The organism is Streptomyces sp. NPDC043867 (assembly GCF_056435845.1).
In genome coordinates this window covers 28,763-47,304 of the sequence record NZ_JBWKDS010000055.1, presented here as the reverse complement: position 1 = coordinate 47,304, position 18,542 = coordinate 28,763, and the positions used below count along the sequence as shown (strand labels likewise).

The 18,542-nt window shown below is 72.0% G+C and carries 20 protein-coding genes and 1 riboswitch; of the genes, 8 read left to right on the top strand and 12 right to left on the bottom strand.

Going from position 1 to position 18,542, the window contains the following annotated elements:
- Positions 1-259: 259 nt before the first annotated feature.
- Complete coding sequence (locus tag AC069T_RS35175) at positions 260-1,213, top strand: cytochrome c oxidase assembly protein (RefSeq protein WP_478786601.1); 954 nt, start codon at positions 260-262, stop codon at positions 1,211-1,213.
- A gap of 113 nt (positions 1,214-1,326) precedes the next feature.
- Positions 1,327-1,485 carry a hypothetical protein gene (locus AC069T_RS35170; RefSeq protein WP_356164609.1) on the top strand — a complete coding sequence of 53 codons (159 nt, stop codon included), beginning with the start codon at positions 1,327-1,329 and terminating at the stop codon, positions 1,483-1,485.
- 40 nt (positions 1,486-1,525) lie between these two features.
- Here the strand turns inward: AC069T_RS35170 and AC069T_RS35165 are convergent, their stop codons facing one another.
- The 4 genes from AC069T_RS35165 to AC069T_RS35150 form a co-directional block, all read right to left on the bottom strand.
- Positions 1,526-2,731 (bottom strand): sensor histidine kinase, encoded by a 1,206-nt coding sequence (locus AC069T_RS35165; RefSeq protein ID WP_478786600.1) that lies wholly within the window; start codon positions 2,729-2,731, stop codon positions 1,526-1,528.
- A 49-nt stretch (positions 2,732-2,780) separates the two neighbouring features.
- Positions 2,781-4,526, bottom strand: coding sequence for a sodium/solute symporter (locus AC069T_RS35160; protein ID WP_478786599.1), 1,746 nt, complete (start codon positions 4,524-4,526; stop codon positions 2,781-2,783).
- Between the two features lie 153 nt (positions 4,527-4,679).
- Entirely contained in the window at positions 4,680-5,039 is a 360-nt protein-coding gene (locus AC069T_RS35155; protein ID WP_478786598.1) for a hypothetical protein, read from the bottom strand.
- Positions 5,040-5,050: 11 nt separating this feature from the next.
- Positions 5,051-5,806, bottom strand: a complete 756-nt coding sequence (locus AC069T_RS35150) for a LytR/AlgR family response regulator transcription factor (protein ID WP_478786597.1) — start codon at positions 5,804-5,806, stop codon at positions 5,051-5,053.
- Between the two features lie 144 nt (positions 5,807-5,950).
- On the opposite strand from AC069T_RS35150, the gene AC069T_RS35145 reads away from it, so the two are divergent.
- From AC069T_RS35145 to AC069T_RS35130, 4 genes are all read left to right on the top strand, one after another.
- Positions 5,951-6,454 (top strand): Lrp/AsnC family transcriptional regulator, encoded by a 504-nt coding sequence (locus AC069T_RS35145; protein WP_478786596.1) that lies wholly within the window; start codon positions 5,951-5,953, stop codon positions 6,452-6,454.
- Positions 6,455-6,576: 122 nt separating this feature from the next.
- On the top strand, positions 6,577-7,407 hold the full coding sequence (gene ddaH, locus AC069T_RS35140) for a dimethylargininase (protein ID WP_478786595.1): 831 nt from the start codon (positions 6,577-6,579) through the stop codon (positions 7,405-7,407).
- Positions 7,404-8,630, top strand: a complete 1,227-nt coding sequence (gene rocD / locus AC069T_RS35135; protein WP_478786594.1) for an ornithine--oxo-acid transaminase — start codon at positions 7,404-7,406, stop codon at positions 8,628-8,630. Before ddaH ends, rocD begins: the two co-directional genes overlap by 4 nt.
- Positions 8,631-8,731: 101 nt before the next feature.
- A complete protein-coding gene (locus tag AC069T_RS35130; protein WP_478786593.1) occupies positions 8,732-9,457 on the top strand; it encodes a lysophospholipid acyltransferase family protein in 726 nt (241 codons plus the stop codon).
- Positions 9,458-9,527: 70 nt separating this feature from the next.
- On the opposite strand, the gene AC069T_RS35125 is transcribed toward AC069T_RS35130, so the two are convergent.
- From AC069T_RS35125 to AC069T_RS35095, 7 genes are all read right to left on the bottom strand, one after another.
- Complete coding sequence (locus AC069T_RS35125; protein WP_478786592.1) at positions 9,528-11,123, bottom strand: alpha/beta hydrolase; 1,596 nt, start codon at positions 11,121-11,123, stop codon at positions 9,528-9,530.
- A 136-nt stretch (positions 11,124-11,259) separates the two neighbouring features.
- A complete protein-coding gene (locus AC069T_RS35120; protein WP_478786591.1) occupies positions 11,260-12,015 on the bottom strand; it encodes an urease accessory protein UreD in 756 nt (251 codons plus the stop codon).
- Positions 12,012-12,695 carry an urease accessory protein UreG gene (gene ureG / locus AC069T_RS35115; protein WP_478786590.1) on the bottom strand — a complete coding sequence of 228 codons (684 nt, stop codon included), beginning with the start codon at positions 12,693-12,695 and terminating at the stop codon, positions 12,012-12,014. The genes AC069T_RS35120 and ureG overlap by 4 nt, the downstream gene beginning before the upstream one ends.
- Positions 12,696-12,944: 249 nt before the next feature.
- On the bottom strand, positions 12,945-13,619 hold the full coding sequence (locus AC069T_RS35110) for an urease accessory protein UreF (RefSeq protein ID WP_478786589.1): 675 nt from the start codon (positions 13,617-13,619) through the stop codon (positions 12,945-12,947).
- Positions 13,619-15,340, bottom strand: coding sequence for an urease subunit alpha (locus AC069T_RS35105; protein WP_478786588.1), 1,722 nt, complete (start codon positions 15,338-15,340; stop codon positions 13,619-13,621). Before AC069T_RS35105 ends, AC069T_RS35110 begins: the two co-directional genes overlap by 1 nt.
- Complete coding sequence (locus AC069T_RS35100) at positions 15,333-15,644, bottom strand: urease subunit beta (RefSeq protein ID WP_358853767.1); 312 nt, start codon at positions 15,642-15,644, stop codon at positions 15,333-15,335. Before AC069T_RS35100 ends, AC069T_RS35105 begins: the two co-directional genes overlap by 8 nt.
- A 15-nt stretch (positions 15,645-15,659) precedes the next feature.
- The gene (locus AC069T_RS35095) at positions 15,660-15,962 is read right to left on the bottom strand and encodes an urease subunit gamma (RefSeq protein WP_478786587.1); all 303 of its coding nucleotides are present in this window, start codon (positions 15,960-15,962) and stop codon (positions 15,660-15,662) included.
- Between the two features lie 742 nt (positions 15,963-16,704).
- A riboswitch (cyclic di-AMP (ydaO/yuaA leader) is annotated at positions 16,705-16,869 on the top strand.
- A 3-nt stretch (positions 16,870-16,872) separates the two neighbouring features.
- Between AC069T_RS35095 and AC069T_RS35090 the strand changes: the two genes are divergently transcribed.
- Both AC069T_RS35090 and AC069T_RS35085 read left to right on the top strand, forming a co-directional pair.
- Positions 16,873-17,346, top strand: coding sequence for a C40 family peptidase (locus tag AC069T_RS35090; protein ID WP_478786586.1), 474 nt, complete (start codon positions 16,873-16,875; stop codon positions 17,344-17,346).
- A gap of 77 nt (positions 17,347-17,423) precedes the next feature.
- Positions 17,424-17,957 (top strand): DUF6328 family protein, encoded by a 534-nt coding sequence (locus tag AC069T_RS35085; RefSeq protein ID WP_478786585.1) that lies wholly within the window; start codon positions 17,424-17,426, stop codon positions 17,955-17,957.
- A gap of 82 nt (positions 17,958-18,039) precedes the next feature.
- On the opposite strand, the gene AC069T_RS35080 is transcribed toward AC069T_RS35085, so the two are convergent.
- Entirely contained in the window at positions 18,040-18,492 is a 453-nt protein-coding gene (locus AC069T_RS35080; RefSeq protein ID WP_478786584.1) for an ATP-binding protein, read from the bottom strand.
- Positions 18,493-18,542: the final 50 nt, after the last annotated feature.

Below are 18,542 nucleotides of genomic sequence, written 5' to 3'. Positions count from 1 at the left end.
GGAGTCGACGCGGAGCGTCGGCGACCGACGACAACGCCGCAGATGTGCGTGCCAGACCCCGCGACGCCGGCATGATCCAAACGACAGGCCCTAGTCCGCCGCGGACCGTCCGGTTCGACGCCGCCCGTCCCGAAGCCCTGCCCCCGGTCGCAGCCGCGACCGGGGGCGGTTCTACTCTGGACCCGGACAGACAGCCCACACCCTCCCCCAGTGGCGTAAATGGGCCCGGGAGGCACCCCCACGAATCAGGAGCCGGCGGATGGATCACAGCGGGCACGGCATGACCACGGAGCTGCCGCCGTTCACGCTGGGACGAGGTCTCGAGTGGTCCACGGATCCGTTCTTCCTCGTCGCCTGTCTGGTGGGGCTCGGCCTGTACGGCTGGGGGGTCGTGCGTCTCACGCGGCGCGGTGACGCCTGGTCCGCCGGCCGGACCGCGTCCTTCGTCATCGGCGTGCTGAGCGTCCTGCTCATGATGTGCACCCGGCTGAACGACTACGGCATGGTCATGTTCAGCGTGCACATGGTCCAGCACATGGTGATCAGCATGCTCTCGCCGATCCTGATCCTGCTCGGGGCGCCGATCACCCTGGCGCTGCGGGCGCTGCCGGTGGCCGGCACCCGGGGGCAGAAGGGCCCGCGCGAGCTGCTGCTGATGTTCCTGCACAGCCGCTACATGCGGATCGTCACGCACCCGGCGTTCACCATCCCGCTGTTCATCGCGAGCCTCTACGCCCTCTACTTCTCGCCGGTCTTCGACTTCCTGATGGGGTCGAGGGCCGGTCACATCGCGATGATGTGCCACTTCCTCGCCGTGGGACTGGTCTTCTTCTGGCCGATCATGGGCGTGGACCCCGGCCCGCACCGGCCCGGCTATCTGATGCGGATGCTGGAGCTGTTCGCGGGCATGCCGTTCCACGCCTTCTTCGGCATCGCGCTGATGATGGCGTCCGCGCCGATGGTTCAGACGTACGAGAACCCGCCCGCCTCGCTCGGCATCGACGCGCTCGCCGACCAGAACGCGGCGGGCGGCATCGCCTGGGCGTTCAGCGAGATCCCCTCGGTGCTGGTGCTCCTGGCGCTGCTGTTCCAGTGGTACGGCTCCGAGCAGCGGCAGGCCCGCCGCACCGACCGGGCCGCCGACCGCGACGGCGACAAGGAGCTGGCGGCGTACAACGCCTACCTGGCATCCCTGGACGCCCGCGGCCGCTGAACCGGCCCCACAGGGCCGCAGCCGCGGAAACAGGCCCCTCACGTCCCAGGTGGACCGTTCCGAGCCGGATCGGGGCACCATGGAGGAGGACGAACCATGAGGAGGGTGTTGCGATGCCCGGTTCCACGAAGACGATGGGGGTGCTCACCATAGGTGGGCTCGTCGCGGTGACGGCCTACACGGTGGCCCTGGGGAGCAACGGCTGGCTGTGGTTCGGCTGGGTCGTGCTCGGTCTGATCACGCTGGGAATGGTGGCCACCCGCACCACCTGACGCCCCCTGCCCCGGGGCGGCAGCGGGTCGCCCCGGGGAGTCAGTCCCGGGGCAGCCGCCCCGCCGAGTGCACGCCCGGCTGGTACTTCGGCAACCGGGCCGTGATCTTCATGCCCGCTCCCACCGCCGTCTCGATGACCAGCCCGTGGTCGTCCCCGTACACCTGGCGCAGCCGCTCGTCGACGTTCGACAGACCGATGCCGCCCGAGGGGCTGACCTCCCCGGCGAGGATGCGGCGCAGCAGTACGGGGTCCATGCCGACGCCGTCGTCCTCGATGACGACCAGCGCCTCGGCACCGGCGTCCTGGGCGGTGATGCTGATGTGGCTCTTGTCGCTCCTGCCCTCCAGGCCGTGCTTGACGGCGTTCTCCACCAGGGGCTGGAGGCAGAGGAAGGGCAGCGCGACCGGCAGCACCTCGGGGGCGATCTGCAGGGTGACCGCGAGCCGGTCGCCGAAGCGGGCGCGGACGAGGGCCAGGTAGTGGTCGATGGCGTGCAGCTCGTCGGCGAGAGTGGTGAAGTCGCCGTGCCTGCGGAACGAGTAGCGGGTGAAGTCGGCGAACTCCAGCAGCAGTTCGCGGGCCCGCTCGGGGTCGGTGCGCACGAACGAGGCGATCACCGCGAGCGAGTTGAAGATGAAGTGCGGGGATATCTGCGCGCGCAGGGCTTTGATCTCCGCCTCGATCAGGCGGGTGCGGGACCGGTCCAGGTCGGCGAGTTCCAGCTGGACCGAGACCCAGCGGGCGACCTCGCCCGCGGCCCGGACGAGGACGGCGGACTCGCGGGGCGCGCAGACGACCAGCGCTCCGTGCACCCGGTCGTCGACCGTGAGCGGGGCGACGACGGCCCAGCGCAGCGGGCAGTCGGGGGTGTCGCAGACGAGCCGGAAGGCCTCACCGCGGCCGGACTCCAGGGGGCCGCCGAGCCGCTCCATGATCTCGGCGCGGTGGTGCTCCCCCGCGCCGTCCCAGGCGAGGGCCGTCTTGTGGTCGGTGAGACAGAGGGCGTCCGTGCCGAGCAGGGTGCGCAGCCGGCGGGCGGATCTGCGGGCCGTCTCCTCGGTGAGCCCGGCGCGCAGCGGGGGCGCGGCGAGGGAGGCGGTGTGCAGGGTCTGGAAGGTGGCGTGCTCGACGGGGGTGCCGAGGCCGCCGAGGCTGCGGGGCCTGGAGGTTCGCCGGCCGAGCCAGAAGCCCGCGGCCAGCAGGGGGAGCACGGCGACGCACAGCCCGGCGAGGAAGCCGCTCACGCCCGTACCCCCGGGCGGGCGTCGGGTTCGCGGGAATCCCGCGTGCCGCTCACGCCCCGGCCTCCTTCGGATGCGCTGGCGCGGTGCGCCTCGGCTCGTCGGACAGCTCCTCCGGCAGGTGGAACCGGGCCAGGATCGTCGCGGTCCCCGCGGGCACCCGGCCCGGCGTGGCCAGGGACACCAGCACCATGGTGAGGAAGCCGAGCGGCACGGACCACAGCGCGGGCCAGGCGAGCAGCGCGTGCAGGGTGCCGGTGCCTGGCCAGCCGGCCATGGTCGCGGCCACGGCGGCGAAGGCGGCGCCGCCCCCGACCAGCATGCCGGCCGCCGCGCCGGGCGGGGTCAGCCGCCACCACCAGATGCCGAGGACGAGCAGCGGGCAGAAGGAGGACGCGGACACGGCGAAGGCGAGGCCCACCGCGTCGGCGACGGGCAGCCCGCCGACCAGCATGCTCGCCGCCAGCGGCACGGCCATCGCGAGGACCGTCCCGAGGCGGAAGTGCCGTACGCCGCGGGAGGGCAGCACGTCCTGGGTGAGGACGCCTGCCACCGCCATGGTCAGTCCGGACGCCGTGGACAGGAACGCGGCGAAGGCTCCGCCCGCCACCAGTGCCCCGAGCAGGTCGCCGCCGAGGCCGCCGATCATGCGGTCGGGCAGCAGCAGTACGGCGGCGTCGGCGTTCCCGGTGACGGTCAGCTCGGGGGCGTAGAGCCTGCCCAGCGCTCCGTAGACCGGGGGCAGCAGGTAGAAGGCGCCGATGAGTCCGAGCACCGCGACGGTGGTGCGGCGGGCGGCGACTCCGTGCGGGCTGGTGTAGAAGCGGACCACCACGTGCGGGAGTCCCATCGTGCCGAGGAAGGTGGCGAGGATCAGTCCGTACGTGGCGTACAGGGGGCGTTCCTCGCGGGCTGCCGCCAGGGACGTCGACATGCCGCCGCCGTCCGTCCGGTCGGCTGCGGGGACCGGGGCGCCCTCCGCGAAGACCAGCCGGGTGCCGCGCGCGATGTGGTGGGCGCCGGCCGGCAGGCGCAGCCGGTCCCCCGTGTACCGGTGGCCGTCGACCGTGCCGCTCACCGTGACGCGGAGCGGCGCGGCGAGTTCCAGGTCGAGGCTGTCGTCGACGCGGACGACGCGCTGTTCGCGGAAGGTGGCCGGTTCGTCGAAGGCGTGCCGCGGTGCGCCGTCGCCCTGCCAGGCGAGGACCAGGAACAGGGCGGGGACCAGCAGCGCGGTGAGCTTCAGCCAGTACTGGAAGGCCTGCACGAAGGTGATGCTGCGCATGCCGCCCGCGGCGACCGTGGCGACCACGACGAGGGCGACGAGCACGCCGCCGAACCGGTCGGGCGCGTCGGTGAGCACGGCCAGCGTGAGGCCCGCGCCCTGCAGCTGGGGCAGCAGGTACAGCCAGCCGACCCCGACCACGAAGGCGCCGGCCAGCCGGCGCACCGGCTGCGAGGCGAGCCGCGCCTCGGCGAAGTCGGGCAGCGTGTAGGCCCCGGAGCGGCGCAGCGGGGCGGCCACGAAGAGCAGCAGCACCAGGTAGCCCGCGGTGTAGCCGACCGGGTACCAGAGCATGTCGGGGCCCTGGACGAGGACGAGTCCCGCGATGCCGAGGAAGGAGGCCGCGGACAGGTACTCGCCGCTGATCGCGGCCGCGTTGAGCCGGGGGCCCACGGTGCGCGAGGCGACGTAGAAGTCGGAGGTGGTCCGGGAGATGCGCAGTCCGAACGCGCCGACCAGGACGGTCGCGAGGACGACCAGGGCGACCGCGGAGACGGCGTAGCTCTGGTTCACGGCGCGCTGCCCGCTCTCGTCACGCGGGGCGGACCGGCCGCCCTCGCGCGGGGCGGACCGGCTGTCACCCTGCCGACCGGCTTGGCCGCCTTCGCACAGGTCCGCCCGGCCTTCATCGTGTCGGCCCGCCCGGCCGCCCTCGCGGGGGCCATCTCAGCGGTCCTCGACAAGGCGCACGAAGTCCTTCTCGTTGCGTTCCGCGCGGCGCACGTACCAGCGGGCCAGCAGGACCAGCGGCGGGTACAGGCCGAAGCCGAGCACCGCCCACTGCGGGCCCGCGCCGTCGGGCAGCGCGGCGAAGACGAGGGGCAGGGGCCCGACGAGGAGGACCAGGACGGCGAACACCGTGAGGCCCGCCCGCAGTTGGCTGCGCATGAGGGAACGCACGTAGGTGTGGCCCAGCGTGGTCTGTTCGTCGATCTCGGTCCTCGGCCGGTAGTAACCGGACGCGCCGCGGGTGCGCCGGGGCACCCCGGTGACGACGACGCGGCGGTCGGCCGGATCCTGCGGCACGCCGTCCCCCCTCAGCCCGCGGTCCGGCGCAGCAGCAGATCGCGCAGCTCACGGGCGTGCCGCCGGCTCACCTGGAGTTCGACGGCGCCGACCTGGACGCTGACGGTGCCCGCGTCGAGGCGGAGTTCGTCGACGTGGCGCAGGGCGACGAGGTGGCGCCGGTGGATGCGGACGAAGCCGCGCCGGCGCCAGCGCTCCTCCAGGGTGGAGAGCGGGATGCGGACGAGGTGGCTGCCCTGGGCGGTGTGCAGGCGCGCGTAGTCGCCCTGGGCCTCGACGTGGGTGATGTCCTCGACGGCCACGAAGCGGGTGACGCCGCCGAGCTCGACGGATATGTGGTCCGGGTCGGGCTCGTGCACCGGGATGAGCGGGGCGGCGTCCCTGAGCTGGACGGCGCGTCTGACGGCCTCCGCGAGCCGTTCCCTGCGTACGGGTTTGAGCACGTAGTCGACGGCCTTGAGGTCGAAGGCCTGGACGGCGAAGCCCTCGTGGGCGGTGACGAACACGACGAGCGGCGGCTGGGCGAACCCGGTGAGCAGCCGGGCCATGTCCAGCCCGTCGAGCCCGGGCATGTGGATGTCGAGGAAGACCACGTCGATCGCCTCCGGCCCGTCGGGCCCGGATTCGAGTGCGCGGTTGATCCGGCGCAGTGCCTCGGTCGCACCGCTCGCGCCCTCGGCGCTGCCGACCCGTGGATCGGCGTTCAGCAGATAGAGGAGTTCCTCGAGGGAGGGCCGTTCGTCGTCGACGGCGAGCGCGCGCAGCATGAAGGTGGAGTGTAAGAGCTATTCGTACGCGTGGACACGTGCGGGGCGGCGGCTCAGGCGCCGCACGGGGCACGGACGCCGACGGGCCCGGTGCCGCCGCCGCGCTGGACACAGTGCCGCCGACGCGCTGGATACAGTGCCGCCATGAACAGCAAGCCCGCGATGTTCGACGACCTCGACCGCAAGATCATCACGGCTCTGATGGCGAACGCCCGGGCCACCTTCGCGGAGATCGGCGCGTCGATCGGTCTGTCGGCCACCGCGGTCAAGCGCCGCGTCGACCGGTTGCGCGAGACCGGGGTGATCACCGGGTTCACGGCCACGGTGAAGCCGACGGCGCTCGGCTGGCGCACCGAGGCGTACGTCGAGGTGTACTGCGAGGGTGCTGCACCGCCCCGGCGCCTGGCCGAGGTGGTCCGCAACCATCCGGAGATCACCGCGGCGATGACGGTGACCGGCGGCGCGGACGCGCTGCTGCACGTGCGGGCCACGGACGTGGAGCACTTCGAGGAGGTGCTGGAGCGGATCAGGACCGAGCCGTTCATCCGCAAGACGATGAGCTACATGGTGCTGTCCCACCTGCTGCCGGAGGCTCCGGAGGCCGGTGCGACCCACGCCGCACCGGACGACGCAGCAAACATGCGCTGACAGTCGCGATCACGCAGCAAAGCTGCGCACACGCGCAGCTCTCCACACTTGTCGCTCGTATCCCCCCATTCCTACCGTGGAGGCATCCCAGCCGACACCGCAGGAAGCGGAGGAACCCGTCCGTGCCCGAGAGCCGTGTGCCGCGCCCCCGGCGCTTCCTCGTCTGCGAACCCAGACACTTCGCCGTGCAGTACGCGATCAATCCCTGGATGCACCCCGGCCTTCACGTCGACGTCGATCTCGCCCGCGAACAGTGGCAGGCGCTGGTCCGCGCCTACCGCGCCCACGGCCACACCGTCGACTCCGTCGATCCCGTCTCCGACCTGCCCGACATGGTGTTCGCCGCGAACTGCGCGCTCGTCCTCGCGGGCCGGGTCTTCGGCTCGTACTTCCACGCCCCGCAGCGCCGCCCCGAGTCCCTGGCGTACGAGACCTGGTTCCAGACGGCCGGTTTCGACGTGTACCGCCCCGAGTCGGTGTGCGAGGGCGAGGGCGACCTGGTCCCGGTCGGCCGGTACGTCCTGGCGGGCACCGGTTTCCGCACCACCCGCGAGGCCCACCGGGAGGTGCAGGAGTTCTTCGGCGTCCCGGTGGTCAGCCTCCAGCTGGTGGACCCGCGTTTCTACCATCTGGACACCGCCCTGTTCGTGCTGGACGACGGGAACGACGGGGGCGCGGCGAACATCGCGTACTACCCGGAGGCCTTCTCGCCCGGCAGCCGCGAGGTGCTGGCGCGGCTCTTCCCGGACGCGGTGATCGCCACCCGCGAGGACGCGATGACGTTCGGCCTCAACTCCGTCTCCGACGGCCGCCACGTGTTCATCTCGCCGCGCGCCGCTGCCCTCGCCGACCAGCTCGACCGCCACGGCTACGCCCCCGTCCCCGTCGACCTCTCGGAGTTCCACAAGGCCGGCGGCGGCATCAAGTGCTGCACCCAGGAGATCCGCTCATGACCGCTCCCGCCCGTACGCGCAGCTCCGCCGACGTCATCCGCGCCGAAGCCCCCGTCGTCGCGCACAACTACCACCCGCTGCCCGTCGTCGTCGCCCGCGCCGAGGGCACCTGGGTGGAGGACGTCGAGGGGCGCCGCTACCTGGACATGCTGGCCGGCTACTCGGCCCTCAACTTCGGCCACCGGCACCCCGCCCTGATCGAGGCCGCGCACCGCCAGCTCGACCGGCTGACCCTGACCTCCCGCGCCTTCCACAACGACCGGCTCGCCCAGTTCGCCGAGTCGCTGGCCGACCTGACCGGCCTGGACATGGTGCTGCCGATGAACACGGGCGCCGAGGCGGTGGAGAGCGCCGTCAAGGTGGCCCGCAAGTGGGCGTACGAGGTGAAGGGCGTCCCGGCCGGGCGGGCGACGATCGTGGTGGCCGCCGGGAACTTCCACGGCCGGACGACCACCATCGTCAGCTTCTCCACCGACGAGACGGCCCGCGCCGGCTTCGGCCCGTTCACCCCGGGCTTCCGCGTGGTGCCGTACAACGACCTCGCCGCGCTGGAGGCGGCCGTGGACGAGACCACGGCGGCCGTGCTCCTCGAACCCATCCAGGGCGAGGCCGGCGTCGTCATCCCGGACGAGGGCTATCTCACCGGCGTCCGCGAGCTGACGCGGCGCGCCGGATGCCTGTTCGTCGCGGACGAGATCCAGTCGGGGCTCGGGCGCACCGGCCGCACGCTGGCCGTCGACCACGAGGGCGTCGTCCCGGACCTGCTCCTGCTGGGCAAGGCGCTGGGCGGCGGCATCGTGCCGGTCTCCGCGGTGGTCGGCCGTCGCGAGGTGCTCGGGGTGCTGCGTCCCGGCGAGCACGGGTCCACGTTCGGCGGCAACCCGCTGTCGGCGGCGGTCGGTTCGGCGGTCGTGGAGCTGCTGGAGACGGGTGAATTCCAGCGCCGGGCCGCCGAACTGGGTGTCGTCCTGCGGGGCGGCCTCACGCACCTGGTGGGCCGGGGCGTCGTCGGGTTCCGCGCCCGGGGGCTGTGGGCGGGCGTGGACGTCGACCCCGCCGTCGGCACGGGCCGCGAGATCAGTGAACGCCTCGTGCGGGAGGGGGTTCTGGTCAAGGACACCCACGGCTCCACGATCCGGCTCGCCCCTCCGCTGACCATCAGCGGTGAGGAACTCCAGTCCGCTCTCGGGGCCCTGGAGAAGGTTCTGACGCAGGGCGGCTGATACCGGCCACGTGGCGACAGGGCGTGCCTGCGAGATGGTTACGCCCGGCGACGCCCGTGCCTACACTGATCGCTCCCGCGGGGGTACGAAGGAGCGGCAGAGTGTTTTATTACGTGCTCAAATACGTGCTTCTGGGTCCGCTGCTGCGGCTGGTGTTCCGGCCGCGGATCGAGGGCCTGGAGCACGTGCCGTCGTCGGGCGCGGCCATCATCGCGGGCAATCACCTCTCGTTCTCGGACCACTTCCTGATGCCCGCCATCCTGAAGCGGCGCATCACCTTCCTGGCGAAGGCCGAGTACTTCACCGGCCCCGGCATCAAGGGCCGGCTGACCGCCTTCTTCTTCCGCAGTGCCGGACAGATCCCGGTGGACCGGTCGGGCAAGGACGCCGGGCAGGCCGCCATCCGCGAGGGACTGTGCGTCCTGCGCAAGGACGAGCTGCTCGGCATCTACCCGGAGGGCACCCGCTCGCACGACGGCCGGCTTTACAAGGGCAAGGTCGGCGTCGCCGTGATGGCCCTCAAGGCGGGCGCGCCGGTGATCCCCTGCGCGATGATCGGCACGTTCGAGGCGCAGCCGCCGGGCAAGAGGATCCCGCGCGTCCGTCCCGTCGCGATCCGCTTCGGCACCCCGCTCGACTTCTCGCGCTACGCCGGGATGGAGAACGAGAAGACCATCCTGCGCGCGGTCACCGACGAGATCATGTACGCCGTCCTCACGCTCTCCGGGCAGGAGTACGTCGACGAGTACGCGGCCGCCGTCAAGGCGAAGGAGGCCGCGGCACAGGCGCGGCGGGCGCGCAGGTTCCCGCGGCTGCCGACGAGGTGACGGCGCCGGACGGACGGCGAAGGGGGCGGCCGGAAGACCGGCCGCCCCCTCGCTGTGTCGCCGGGCCGGACTACGGCTTGGGCGTGGCGTGCGGGGCGCACGTCACGTCGGCCGCGTCCGTGCCGCCCGTGAGCAGGTAGGTGTCCACCCGCTCGTTGATGCACGGGTTGACCAGACCGGTCACGCCGTGCGAGCCCGCGTCCTTCTCGGTGATCAGGCGGGAGCCCTTGAAGCGCTTGTGCAGTTCGACGGCGCCCTCGTACGGGGTGGCGGCGTCATCGGTGGACTGCACGATCAGGACGGCCGGCAGCCCCTTGCCGGTCTTCACGCTGACCGGGGTCTGCTGCTTGGCCGGCCAGGTGGCGCAGGGCAGGTTCATCCACGCGTTGGCCCACGTCATGAACGGGTAGTCCTTGTGGAGCCGCGTGTTGTCCCGGTCCCACTTCTTCCAGCTGGTGGGCCACTTGGCGTCGGTGCACTCGACCGCGGTGTAGACGGCGTTGCTGTTCTCGGAGGCCTTGTTGCCCGCGAGGTCCGCCGGGTCCGGAGCGGCCGCGTCGACGAGCGCCTGGGTGTCACCGGCGACGTACTTGCTGAACGCCGTCGCGACCGGCACCCACGCGGAGTCGTAGTACGGGGCGCTCTGGAAGAAGCCGATCAGCTCGGCCGGTCCGACGACGCCACCGAGCGGGCTCTTCTTGGCGGTGGCCCGCAGCTTGAGCCACTGGGCCTGGACCTCGGCCCGGGTGGCACCGAGGTGGAAGGTCGCGTCGTTCTTCGCGACCCAGTCCTCCCAGTCCTTCCAGCGTCCCTCGAAGGCGATGTCCTGGTCGAGGTTGGCCTCGTACCAGATCTTCTCCCGCGAGGGGTTGACCACGCTGTCGACGACCATGCGGCGGACGTGTCCCGGGAAGAGCGTGCCGTAGACGGCGCCCAGGTAGGTGCCGTAGGAGACGCCCAGGTAGTTGAGCTTCCGCTCGCCGAGGGCGGCCCGGACGACGTCCAGGTCGCGCGCGGTGTTCGGCGTGGTCATCTGCGGCAGCATCTCGCCGCTGCGCTCGGCACAGCCGTCCGCGTACTCGGCGGCGAGCTTGCGCTGGGCGCGCTTGTCGGCCTCGGAGTCCGGGACCGGGTCGGCCTTCGGCGCCTTGACGAACTCCTGCGGGTCGATGCAGGAGATGGGCGCCGAGTGACCGACACCGCGCGGGTCGAAGCCCACGAAGTCGTACGCCTTCGCGGCGTTGGCCCAGACCGGGTTCTTGTTGGTGACCCGGGTCGGGAAACGCATGCCCGAACCGCCGGGGCCGCCCGGGTTGTAGACGAGGGCGCCCTGGCGCTCCTCCTTGGTCCCGGTGTTCCCGATGCGGTCGACGGCGATCTTGATCTGCTTGCCGTTCGGACGCGCGTAGTCGAGCGGCACCGTGACCCACCCGCACTGGATCGGCTTGGCGAAGCCCCAGTCGGCAGGGCAGTCCTTCCAGTCGATCCCGGCCTTGGCGGCCCTGGCCGCCGCGATCGCGGCACCCCGGGCCTGTCGGTCCTGTCCGTGCCGCGCGTCGGCGGCTGCCGACGGCGCCGCGACGGCTCCGGCTATCAGGGTCGCCGTGACGAGCGCTCCGGCCGAGCCGAGCGCTGCCACCCGCCTCGTCGGTCTGATACCACTCAAGTGGGGCCTCCCCGTACATCGTTGCGATTGGTACGGGGATCCTTTCTGCTGTGGGGCCCCTGAGAACAGAGGTACCCTGGCTTCTTTACTAATCCGATAACCGGTGCGCGTTGCTCCGTTGAGCGGAGGGGGTAGGTCAGTCCAGTGCACGCAACGCCTCGTCGAGCGTCCGCCGCAGCCGCAGCGCGTCCGGCGCGAGGGCGGTCACCAGGACGGCGGGACCGGCGAGCGGGTTGAGTGCGGCGCCCTCCCCGAACAGCCGTGGCACCATCGGCTTCCGCTCGAACTCCGGCCGCACGACGACGAGTTGGCCCAGGGCGCGATGTCCCCCCAGGACGGCGGGACCGTCCCAGCCTCCGGGTGCGCCGGGCCCGCAGGACAGTTCCTGGTCCAGCACCGGCTTCCCGTCGACGCGCACGGTGAGACGGCTGGTGAGCCGTCCCGGTTCCTCGCCGGCCCGCCCGAGCACCTGCTCCTCCCGGAAGACGAGCCGGGCGCCGGCCGCCACGTCGACCCGGGACGACACGTACAGGTCGCTTCCCCTGACGGAGATCAACTGCTCCGGCATCCAGTGCAGTTCGGCTCCGGCGGCCACGCCGAGCCGGATGTCGTAGCGCGCCTCTCCCCCGGCCTGGCCCGGCAGGGCGATGGTCGCGGCGGCCGAGCCGACGTGGAGCCGGGCCCCGTCGCCCGCCTCCGCCTCGACGCCGAAGTGGTCCCCGCCGAGCGGCCCGCTCATCGCGCCGACGATCATCACGCGCGCCTCGGATCCGTGCGCCTGGGTGCGGCGCAGCGCCAGCGGGCCTTCGCTTTCCAGGACCGGCAGGGAGGTACCGCCGCTGCCGTCACCGCGCGCCGCGATCCGCGCGGTGGCCCGTACCCCTGCCGTCATGCCGTCCACGCGGCGTGCCGCGCGCGTACCCAGTCGGCGACCTCACCGACCCCGGCCTCGGTCCGCAGCGACTGGAAGACGACGGGCAGCCGGGCCCGCTGCGCCTCGGCGTCGGCGGCCATCCGCGCGAGGTCGGAGCCGACGTACGGTGCGAGGTCCGTCTTGTTCACCACCAGCAGGTCGGCGGTGGTCACCCCCGGGCCGCCCTTGCGGGGGATGTCGTCACCGCCGGCGACGTCGATCACGAAGATCTGCGCGTCGACGAGCCCCTTGGAGAAGGTCGCCGTCAGGTTGTCTCCCCCGGACTCGATCAGCACGAGGTCCAGGGACTGCAGCTCGTCCTCCAGTTCCTCGACCGCTTCCAGGTTGGCGGAGATGTCGTCGCGGATCGCGGTGTGCGGGCAGGCCCCGGTCTCCACGGCCGTGATCCGCTCGGGCGGCAGAACGGCTTCCCGCAGCAGGAACTCGGCGTCCTCCCGCGTGTAGATGTCGTTCGTCACGACGGCGAGGGACAACTCGTCGCGCAGCGCCCGGCAGAGCGCGGCGACGGTCGCGGTCTTGCCCGAGCCGACGGGGCCGCCGAGCCCGATCCGCAGCGCCCGCCGACGGCCGTCGCCCCGGTGGACGTCGGCCCCCACGGCCGAGGGCCCGTCATGGAGGTGGGTGTGGTCGAGATGCATGATGCGGCTCCAGTTTTCAGCCCGTCCGGCGTTCGAGGACGAGGCCGCAGGACGGTACGGGGGTCCGGGGGCGGAGCCCCTCGGGACAGGAAGGGAAGGGGACGGAGGGGGTGAACTCCGTCCGGAACAGGGGGCGAACTCTCCCCCGGAACGGGGGGCGAACTCTCCCCCGGAACGGGGGGCGAACTCCCCTCCGGAACGGAGGGTGAACTCCCTTCCGGAACAGGGCGCGAAGTCCTCCCCGGAACTTCAGGAGGCGAACAGCCTCACGGACCAGGCGGCATGCGCCTCCGCCCCGATCTCCAGCAGCGGAGCGGAGGCGGCCGGCAGCACGTCGACCCCGTCGACGAGCGCGCGCCGGGCGGCGTCCACCGCGGCCCGCGCCACGAGGTCCAGCTCGGGCGCGAGCAGCGCCAGCACACCGGTCGCCTCGAACGGGTCGAGGCTCAACAGCCGTACCGTCGCCGTCGCCGGTCCGCTCACGCTCTCGTACACGGAGCAGTACGCGGCGTCCTCCGGCGCCAGTCCGGCGGCCCCGGCTGCCAGCCCGAGGACGACGGGCTGGTGCGCTCCCTTGGGGAACCGCCGTGCCAGGTCGTCCAGTTCGGGGCTCGGCCACGCCGCGCGGGCGGCCCGCACGAGCTGCCGCCCGAGCCGCCGGGCGGCGGCTCGCAGGGCGGGCGACGGCGTGCGGGCGTCCGCGGCCGCGTCCAGTTCACCCGGGTCGGCTCCGCTCGCCGCCGCCGCGGCCAGGGCGGCCGCCACCAGGCCGGTGGTGTGCAGCCGCCCCCGGCAGAACTCCTCGAGACTCGCCGCGCCGGTGATCCGCCCGGCCTTGACGGCCGCCTCGGCCCCGCCGGAGTGGGCGTGTCCTCCGGCGGGGAAACGGCCGTCGGCCAGGACGAGCAGTGCTGCGCGCGTCATCAGAAGAGGAAGTAACGCTGGGCCATGGGCAGTTCGGCCGCCGGTGTCGCCTCGACCAGTTCCCCGTCGATGTGCACGGCGAAGCTGTCGGGGTCGACCCGCACCTGCGGGCGCGCGTCGTTCTCCCGCATGTCGGCCTTGGTCACCGTCCGCGTGGAATCGATGGGCACGAACCGCTTGCCGAGCGCGAGCCGTTCGGGCAGCCCGTCCTCGATCGCCGTCGGAGCCACGAAGTTGAACGAGTTGGCGGCGGGGGCCCGTCCGATCGCCCCGAACATGGGGCGGGGCAGAATCGGCTGCGGGGTGGGGATGGAGGCGTTCGCGTCGCCCATCTGCGCGTAGGCGATCTGCCCGCCCTTGATGACGAGGTGCGGCTTGACGCCGAAGAAGGCGGGTTCCCACAGCACGAGGTCGGCGAGCTTGCCGGTCTCCACCGAGCCGATCTCGCGGGCGAGTCCCTGCGCCACGGCCGGGTTGATCGTGTATTTGGCGACATAGCGACGCACCCGGCGGTTGTCCGCGCGTCCGTCGCCGGGCAGCGCCCCGCGCCTGCGCTTCATCACGTGCGCCGTCTGCCAGGTCCGCATGACCACCTCGCCGACCCGGCCCATCGCCTGCGAGTCGGAGGAGATGATCGAGATGGCGCCCAGGTCGTGCAGGATGTCCTCCGCGCCGATGGTGGACGGCCGGATCCGGGACTCGGCGAAGGCCAGGTCCTCGGGGACGGACGGGTTGAGGTGGTGGCAGACCATCAGCATGTCGAGGTGTTCCTCGGCGGTGTTGACGGTGAAGGGCCGGGTCGGGTTGGTGGAGCTGGGCAGCACGTGCGGCTCGGAGACCACGGTCATGATGTCCGGCGCGTGACCGCCGCCCGCACCCTCGGTGTGGTACGCGTGGATCGTGCGGCCGGCGATGGCGGCGAGGGTGTCGCCCACGAACCCGGCTTCGTTGAGGGTGTCCGTGTGGATGGCGATCTGGACGCCGGTCCGCTCGGCGACGGTGAGCGAGGCGTCGATGACGGCCGGGGTGGAGCCCCAGTCCTCGTGCAGCTTCAGTCCGAGGGCGCCGCCGCGGATCTGGGACAGCATCGCCTCGTGCGAGACGGTGTTGCCCTTGCCGAGCAGGCCGATGTTGAGCGGGTACCGCTCCATCGCCTCCAGCATCCGGGCCAGGTGCCAGGGGCCGGGGGTGACGGTGGTCGCCTTGGAGCCCTCGGCCGGTCCGGTGCCGCCGCCGACCAGTGTGGTGATACCGGCGGCCAGTGCCTCGTCGGCGATCTGCGGGCAGATGAAATGGACGTGCGCGTCGATGGCGCCGGCCGTGAGGATCCGCCCGTTGCCCGCGACGATCTCGGTCTCGGGGCCGATGACGAGGTCAGGGTGGACGCCGTCCATCGTGTCGGGGTTGCCCGCCTTGCCGATGCCGGTGATCCGGCCGTCGCGGATGCCGACGTCGGCCTTGACGACACCCCAGTGGTCGATGATCACGGCTCCCGTGATCACGATGTCCGGGGTGCCCTCCGCGCGCGTGGCGCGCGCCTGGCCCATGGACTCGCGGATGACCTTGCCGCCACCGAACACCGCCTCGTCGCCGGCGCGGCCGGGACCGCCGCAGCGGTCCTCCTCGATCTCGACGAGCAGATCGGTGTCGGCGAGCCGGATCCGGTCGCCGGTGGTGGGGCCGAACAGATCGGCGTACGCGGCACGCGAGATCTCAGGCATCGAGGGCACCTCCGGTCTCACCGCGCAGTCCGGGCACCACACGGGCACCGGCGAGCGGAACGAGTTCGACGTCGACGGGGATACCGGGCTCGAAGCGCACGGCGGTGCCCGCGGCCACGTTCAGCCGCCTGCCGCGGGCTGCGGCGCGGTCGAAGTCCAGACCCGGGTTGGCCTCGGCGAAGTGGTAGTGGGAGCCGACCTGGACGGGGCGGTCGGCGGAGTTGAGGACGGTCAGCCGGGTCACCTCGCGGCCTTCGTTGAAGGCGACGGGTCCGTCGGCGAACAGGATCTCTCCGGGGATCATCGGGCCGCTCCCCCGTCAGACGATCGGGTCGTGGACGGTGACGAGCTTGGTGCCGTCCGGGAAGGTCGCCTCCACCTGCACGTCGTGGATCATCTCGGGGATGCCCTCCATGACGTCGTCCCGGGTGAGCAGCCTGCGCCCGGAGGCCATGAGCTCGGCGACGGTACGGCCGTCACGGGCGCCTTCCAGGAGGTGCGACGTGATGAGGGCGACGGCCTCGGGGTGGTTCAGTCTCAGCCCGCGGGCCCGGCGCTTATCGGCCACGTCGGCGGCCACGTGGATCAGCAGCCTCTCTTGCTCGTGCGGGGTCAGTTGCACGGCGTCCCACCTCACAGTCCTCGCCCGGACCGTGCGGGGTCCGGTTGCCGCAGCCACCGCGACGGGATAGATGTAACACACAGGCAGATTGGGCGATCGGCCTCAATCCGGATACGAAAACCCCTGGTGGCGTGGATCGGCAGGCTAGTTGGACGGAGTTTCAACTACGTTAACCAGCTCTTGATCCACTCATGACCGCCGACTGGGCTGTTCCATACCCGTCGGGCACCGCCGGCCCTTCCGCGCCGCTCACTCCGATGCACCAACGGGGCGAAAACGAAGTCCACGCGCCGCCCCCTGGCGCGGACCGTGCGGGTCCTCCGGGGCGAACGACGGGCCGCCCGCTCCACCTTGCCGCCGACGGCGGACATCCGGCGTGCCGTCACCCCGGGCCGACGGGCGCCGGCTTCGCGCGACGTCCGGCCCGGGACACAAACGCACCAAACGGCGTACCCCCCAACGGCGTAGACGCACCCCTGGCCATGAGCCCCCTCAACTTGCGCAACGTGTGGAGAGCAGGCGCGGAATGAAGTGTTCCGCCGCAGGTGCGGGCTTGGTCGGCACCCCCAACTTCCGTTCGAAACAGGGGGCGTCCACCCGAACGGGTGAGTGGTGAGTAACCCCACAAATCTCCGATTCCGTTCGGATTTTCGGACTTCCATGAGTGAAGATCCCTGCGACGACAAGCCCCCGCCGAAGCGGCGGGGCGATCCGGGCGGACGCCGAGTCCTGCCGCCGCCCGGATGACCGGTCGACAGAAGTGGATCGGCAGGAGTGGAGGACCCAGCACGACGGGCCGCCGGAGAGATCCGGGCGGTCCTTGGGGTGAAGCCGCACATCGCGGCCGGGCTACTTCGCCAGCCCGAATCCGACAGGTCATCCTTCACAGGCGGCTGACGAAGGGTTGCGCATGACTGCGCTCAATCGTGTCCCGTCGCTGTGGACCCGGGCCGGTACGGCCTCGGCCCTCACCATCGCCGCCGTCGGCGGCAGCCTCGTGGTCCCCGGCGCCGCATCCGACGCCGCCGCGGCCACATCGGCGACGAAGGCGCTCCAGATCGCGGCCTCCAAGAAGGGTGCCCCGTACAAGTACGGCGCGACGGGGCCGCGCCGCTTCGACTGCTCCGGGCTCACGCTCTACTCGTACAAGAAGGCCGGCAAGAGGCTGCCTCGTACGGCCGCGGCGCAGTACAACAAGACCAACCACGTCTCCGCCTCGCACCGCAGGGCGGGAGACCTCGTGTTCTTCCATTCGGGCCGGAACGTGTACCACGTCGGCATCTACGCCGGGAAGGGACGGATCTGGCACTCCCCGAAGACCGGAGAGGTCGTGAAGCTCACGAAGATCTGGACGAAGAGCGTCTGGTACGGCCGGGTCGGCTGACCGGCTCCCCGGGGGCGGCGGCGGGCGCCGTCGCCCCCGGAGGGTGAACACGGCCCGAAACGGATACTCGTCCGCCCATGGACGACCGACACCCTCACTCCGCGCGGAACGAGACGCCCCCGGAGCGCGCCGACCGCAACTTCGCCGAGCTGCTCCAGGAGCTGCGCGTCGTCCAGACCGGCGTGCAGATCCTCTTCGCCTTCCTGCTGACCCTGGCATTCACCCAGCGGTTCCCGACCCTCGACACGGTGCAGCGCGTCACGTACGTCACCACGCTGCTGCTCGCCGTGCTGGCCGCCGCCCTCTTCGTGGCCCCGGCCGCCCTGCACCGGTCGCTGTTCCAGCAGAACGCCAAGGCCACCATCGTGCGGGTCTCCTCCCATCTGGCCACGGCCGGGCTGTGCGTCCTGATGCTGGCGTTCACCGGCTCCGTCCTGCTCGTCGTCGACGTGACCCTGGGCCGGGGCGGCGGAATCGCCGCGGCGGCCGGCACGCTGGTCGTCTGCGCGGCGCTGTGGGGCGTCCTGCCCCGGCTCGTGCGGCGCACCCTCCGGGCGAGAAGAGCTTCCTCGGGGGCTCGGGAGCACGAAGGTCCGGGCCGGCGCCCGTGAGGGCCGCCACGGCCCTGACGGCGCGGCTGCCATGTCGCGAGGGCCGCCACGGCCCTGGCGGCGCGGCTGCCGGGTCGCGGCTTCAGGGTTCCTGCCCCGGGGTCACCGGCCGGGCCGGGAGCGACCACGGCAGCTCGATCACGACCGTCTTGCCGCCCTCGCGGGTGGGCCGCACGCTCACCCTGCCGCCGCACTCGGCGGTCAGCCAGCGGATGATGACCAGCCCCCGGCCGTTGTCCTGCTGGACGGCGGCCGGCAGACGCTTCGGGAACCGCGGGTGGCTGTCGGTGACTCCGATGCGCAGCTGTTCGTCACGCTCGAGCGTGACGTCGACGGTGAAGGTCGGAGACTGCCCGAGGGTGTGCTGGACGGCGTTGGTGGCGAGCTCGGACACGATCAGGCGTACGGTCTCGGCGGCCTCCGTGCCCCTCGGCAGGCCCCAGTCGGCGAGGACGCCGATGACGTAGGTCCGGGCCGCGGAGACCGATGCGGGATCGCTCGGCAGAGTGACGGATGCTTCCTGGTGATCTGCCATGGCGACATCGTCCCTTTCCCACGGGACCCGTAGTCCGACACGGAGCGGCT

Bases quoted from the DNA above. Each gene is read 5' to 3' on its own strand.
- ureG (WP_478786590.1), bottom strand. From the start codon at position 12,695: ATGCATCTCGACCACACCCACCTCCATGACGGGCCCTCGGCCGTGGGG.
- AC069T_RS35150 (WP_478786597.1), bottom strand. From the start codon at position 5,806: ATGCTGCGCGCGCTCGCCGTCGACGACGAACGGCCCTCCCTCGAGGAA.
- AC069T_RS35105 (WP_478786588.1), bottom strand. From the start codon at position 15,340: ATGCCTGAGATCTCGCGTGCCGCGTACGCCGATCTGTTCGGCCCCACC.
- AC069T_RS35175 (WP_478786601.1), top strand. From the start codon at position 260: ATGGATCACAGCGGGCACGGCATGACCACGGAGCTGCCGCCGTTCACG.
- rocD (WP_478786594.1), top strand. From the start codon at position 7,404: ATGACCGCTCCCGCCCGTACGCGCAGCTCCGCCGACGTCATCCGCGCC.
- AC069T_RS35080 (WP_478786584.1), bottom strand. From the start codon at position 18,492: ATGGCAGATCACCAGGAAGCATCCGTCACTCTGCCGAGCGATCCCGCA.
- AC069T_RS35145 (WP_478786596.1), top strand. From the start codon at position 5,951: ATGAACAGCAAGCCCGCGATGTTCGACGACCTCGACCGCAAGATCATC.
- AC069T_RS35090 (WP_478786586.1), top strand. From the start codon at position 16,873: ATGACTGCGCTCAATCGTGTCCCGTCGCTGTGGACCCGGGCCGGTACG.
- AC069T_RS35110 (WP_478786589.1), bottom strand. From the start codon at position 13,619: ATGACGCGCGCAGCACTGCTCGTCCTGGCCGACGGCCGTTTCCCCGCC.
- AC069T_RS35085 (WP_478786585.1), top strand. From the start codon at position 17,424: ATGGACGACCGACACCCTCACTCCGCGCGGAACGAGACGCCCCCGGAG.
- AC069T_RS35120 (WP_478786591.1), bottom strand. From the start codon at position 12,015: ATGACGGCAGGGGTACGGGCCACCGCGCGGATCGCGGCGCGCGGTGAC.
- AC069T_RS35100 (WP_358853767.1), bottom strand. From the start codon at position 15,644: ATGATCCCCGGAGAGATCCTGTTCGCCGACGGACCCGTCGCCTTCAAC.
- AC069T_RS35170 (WP_356164609.1), top strand. From the start codon at position 1,327: ATGCCCGGTTCCACGAAGACGATGGGGGTGCTCACCATAGGTGGGCTC.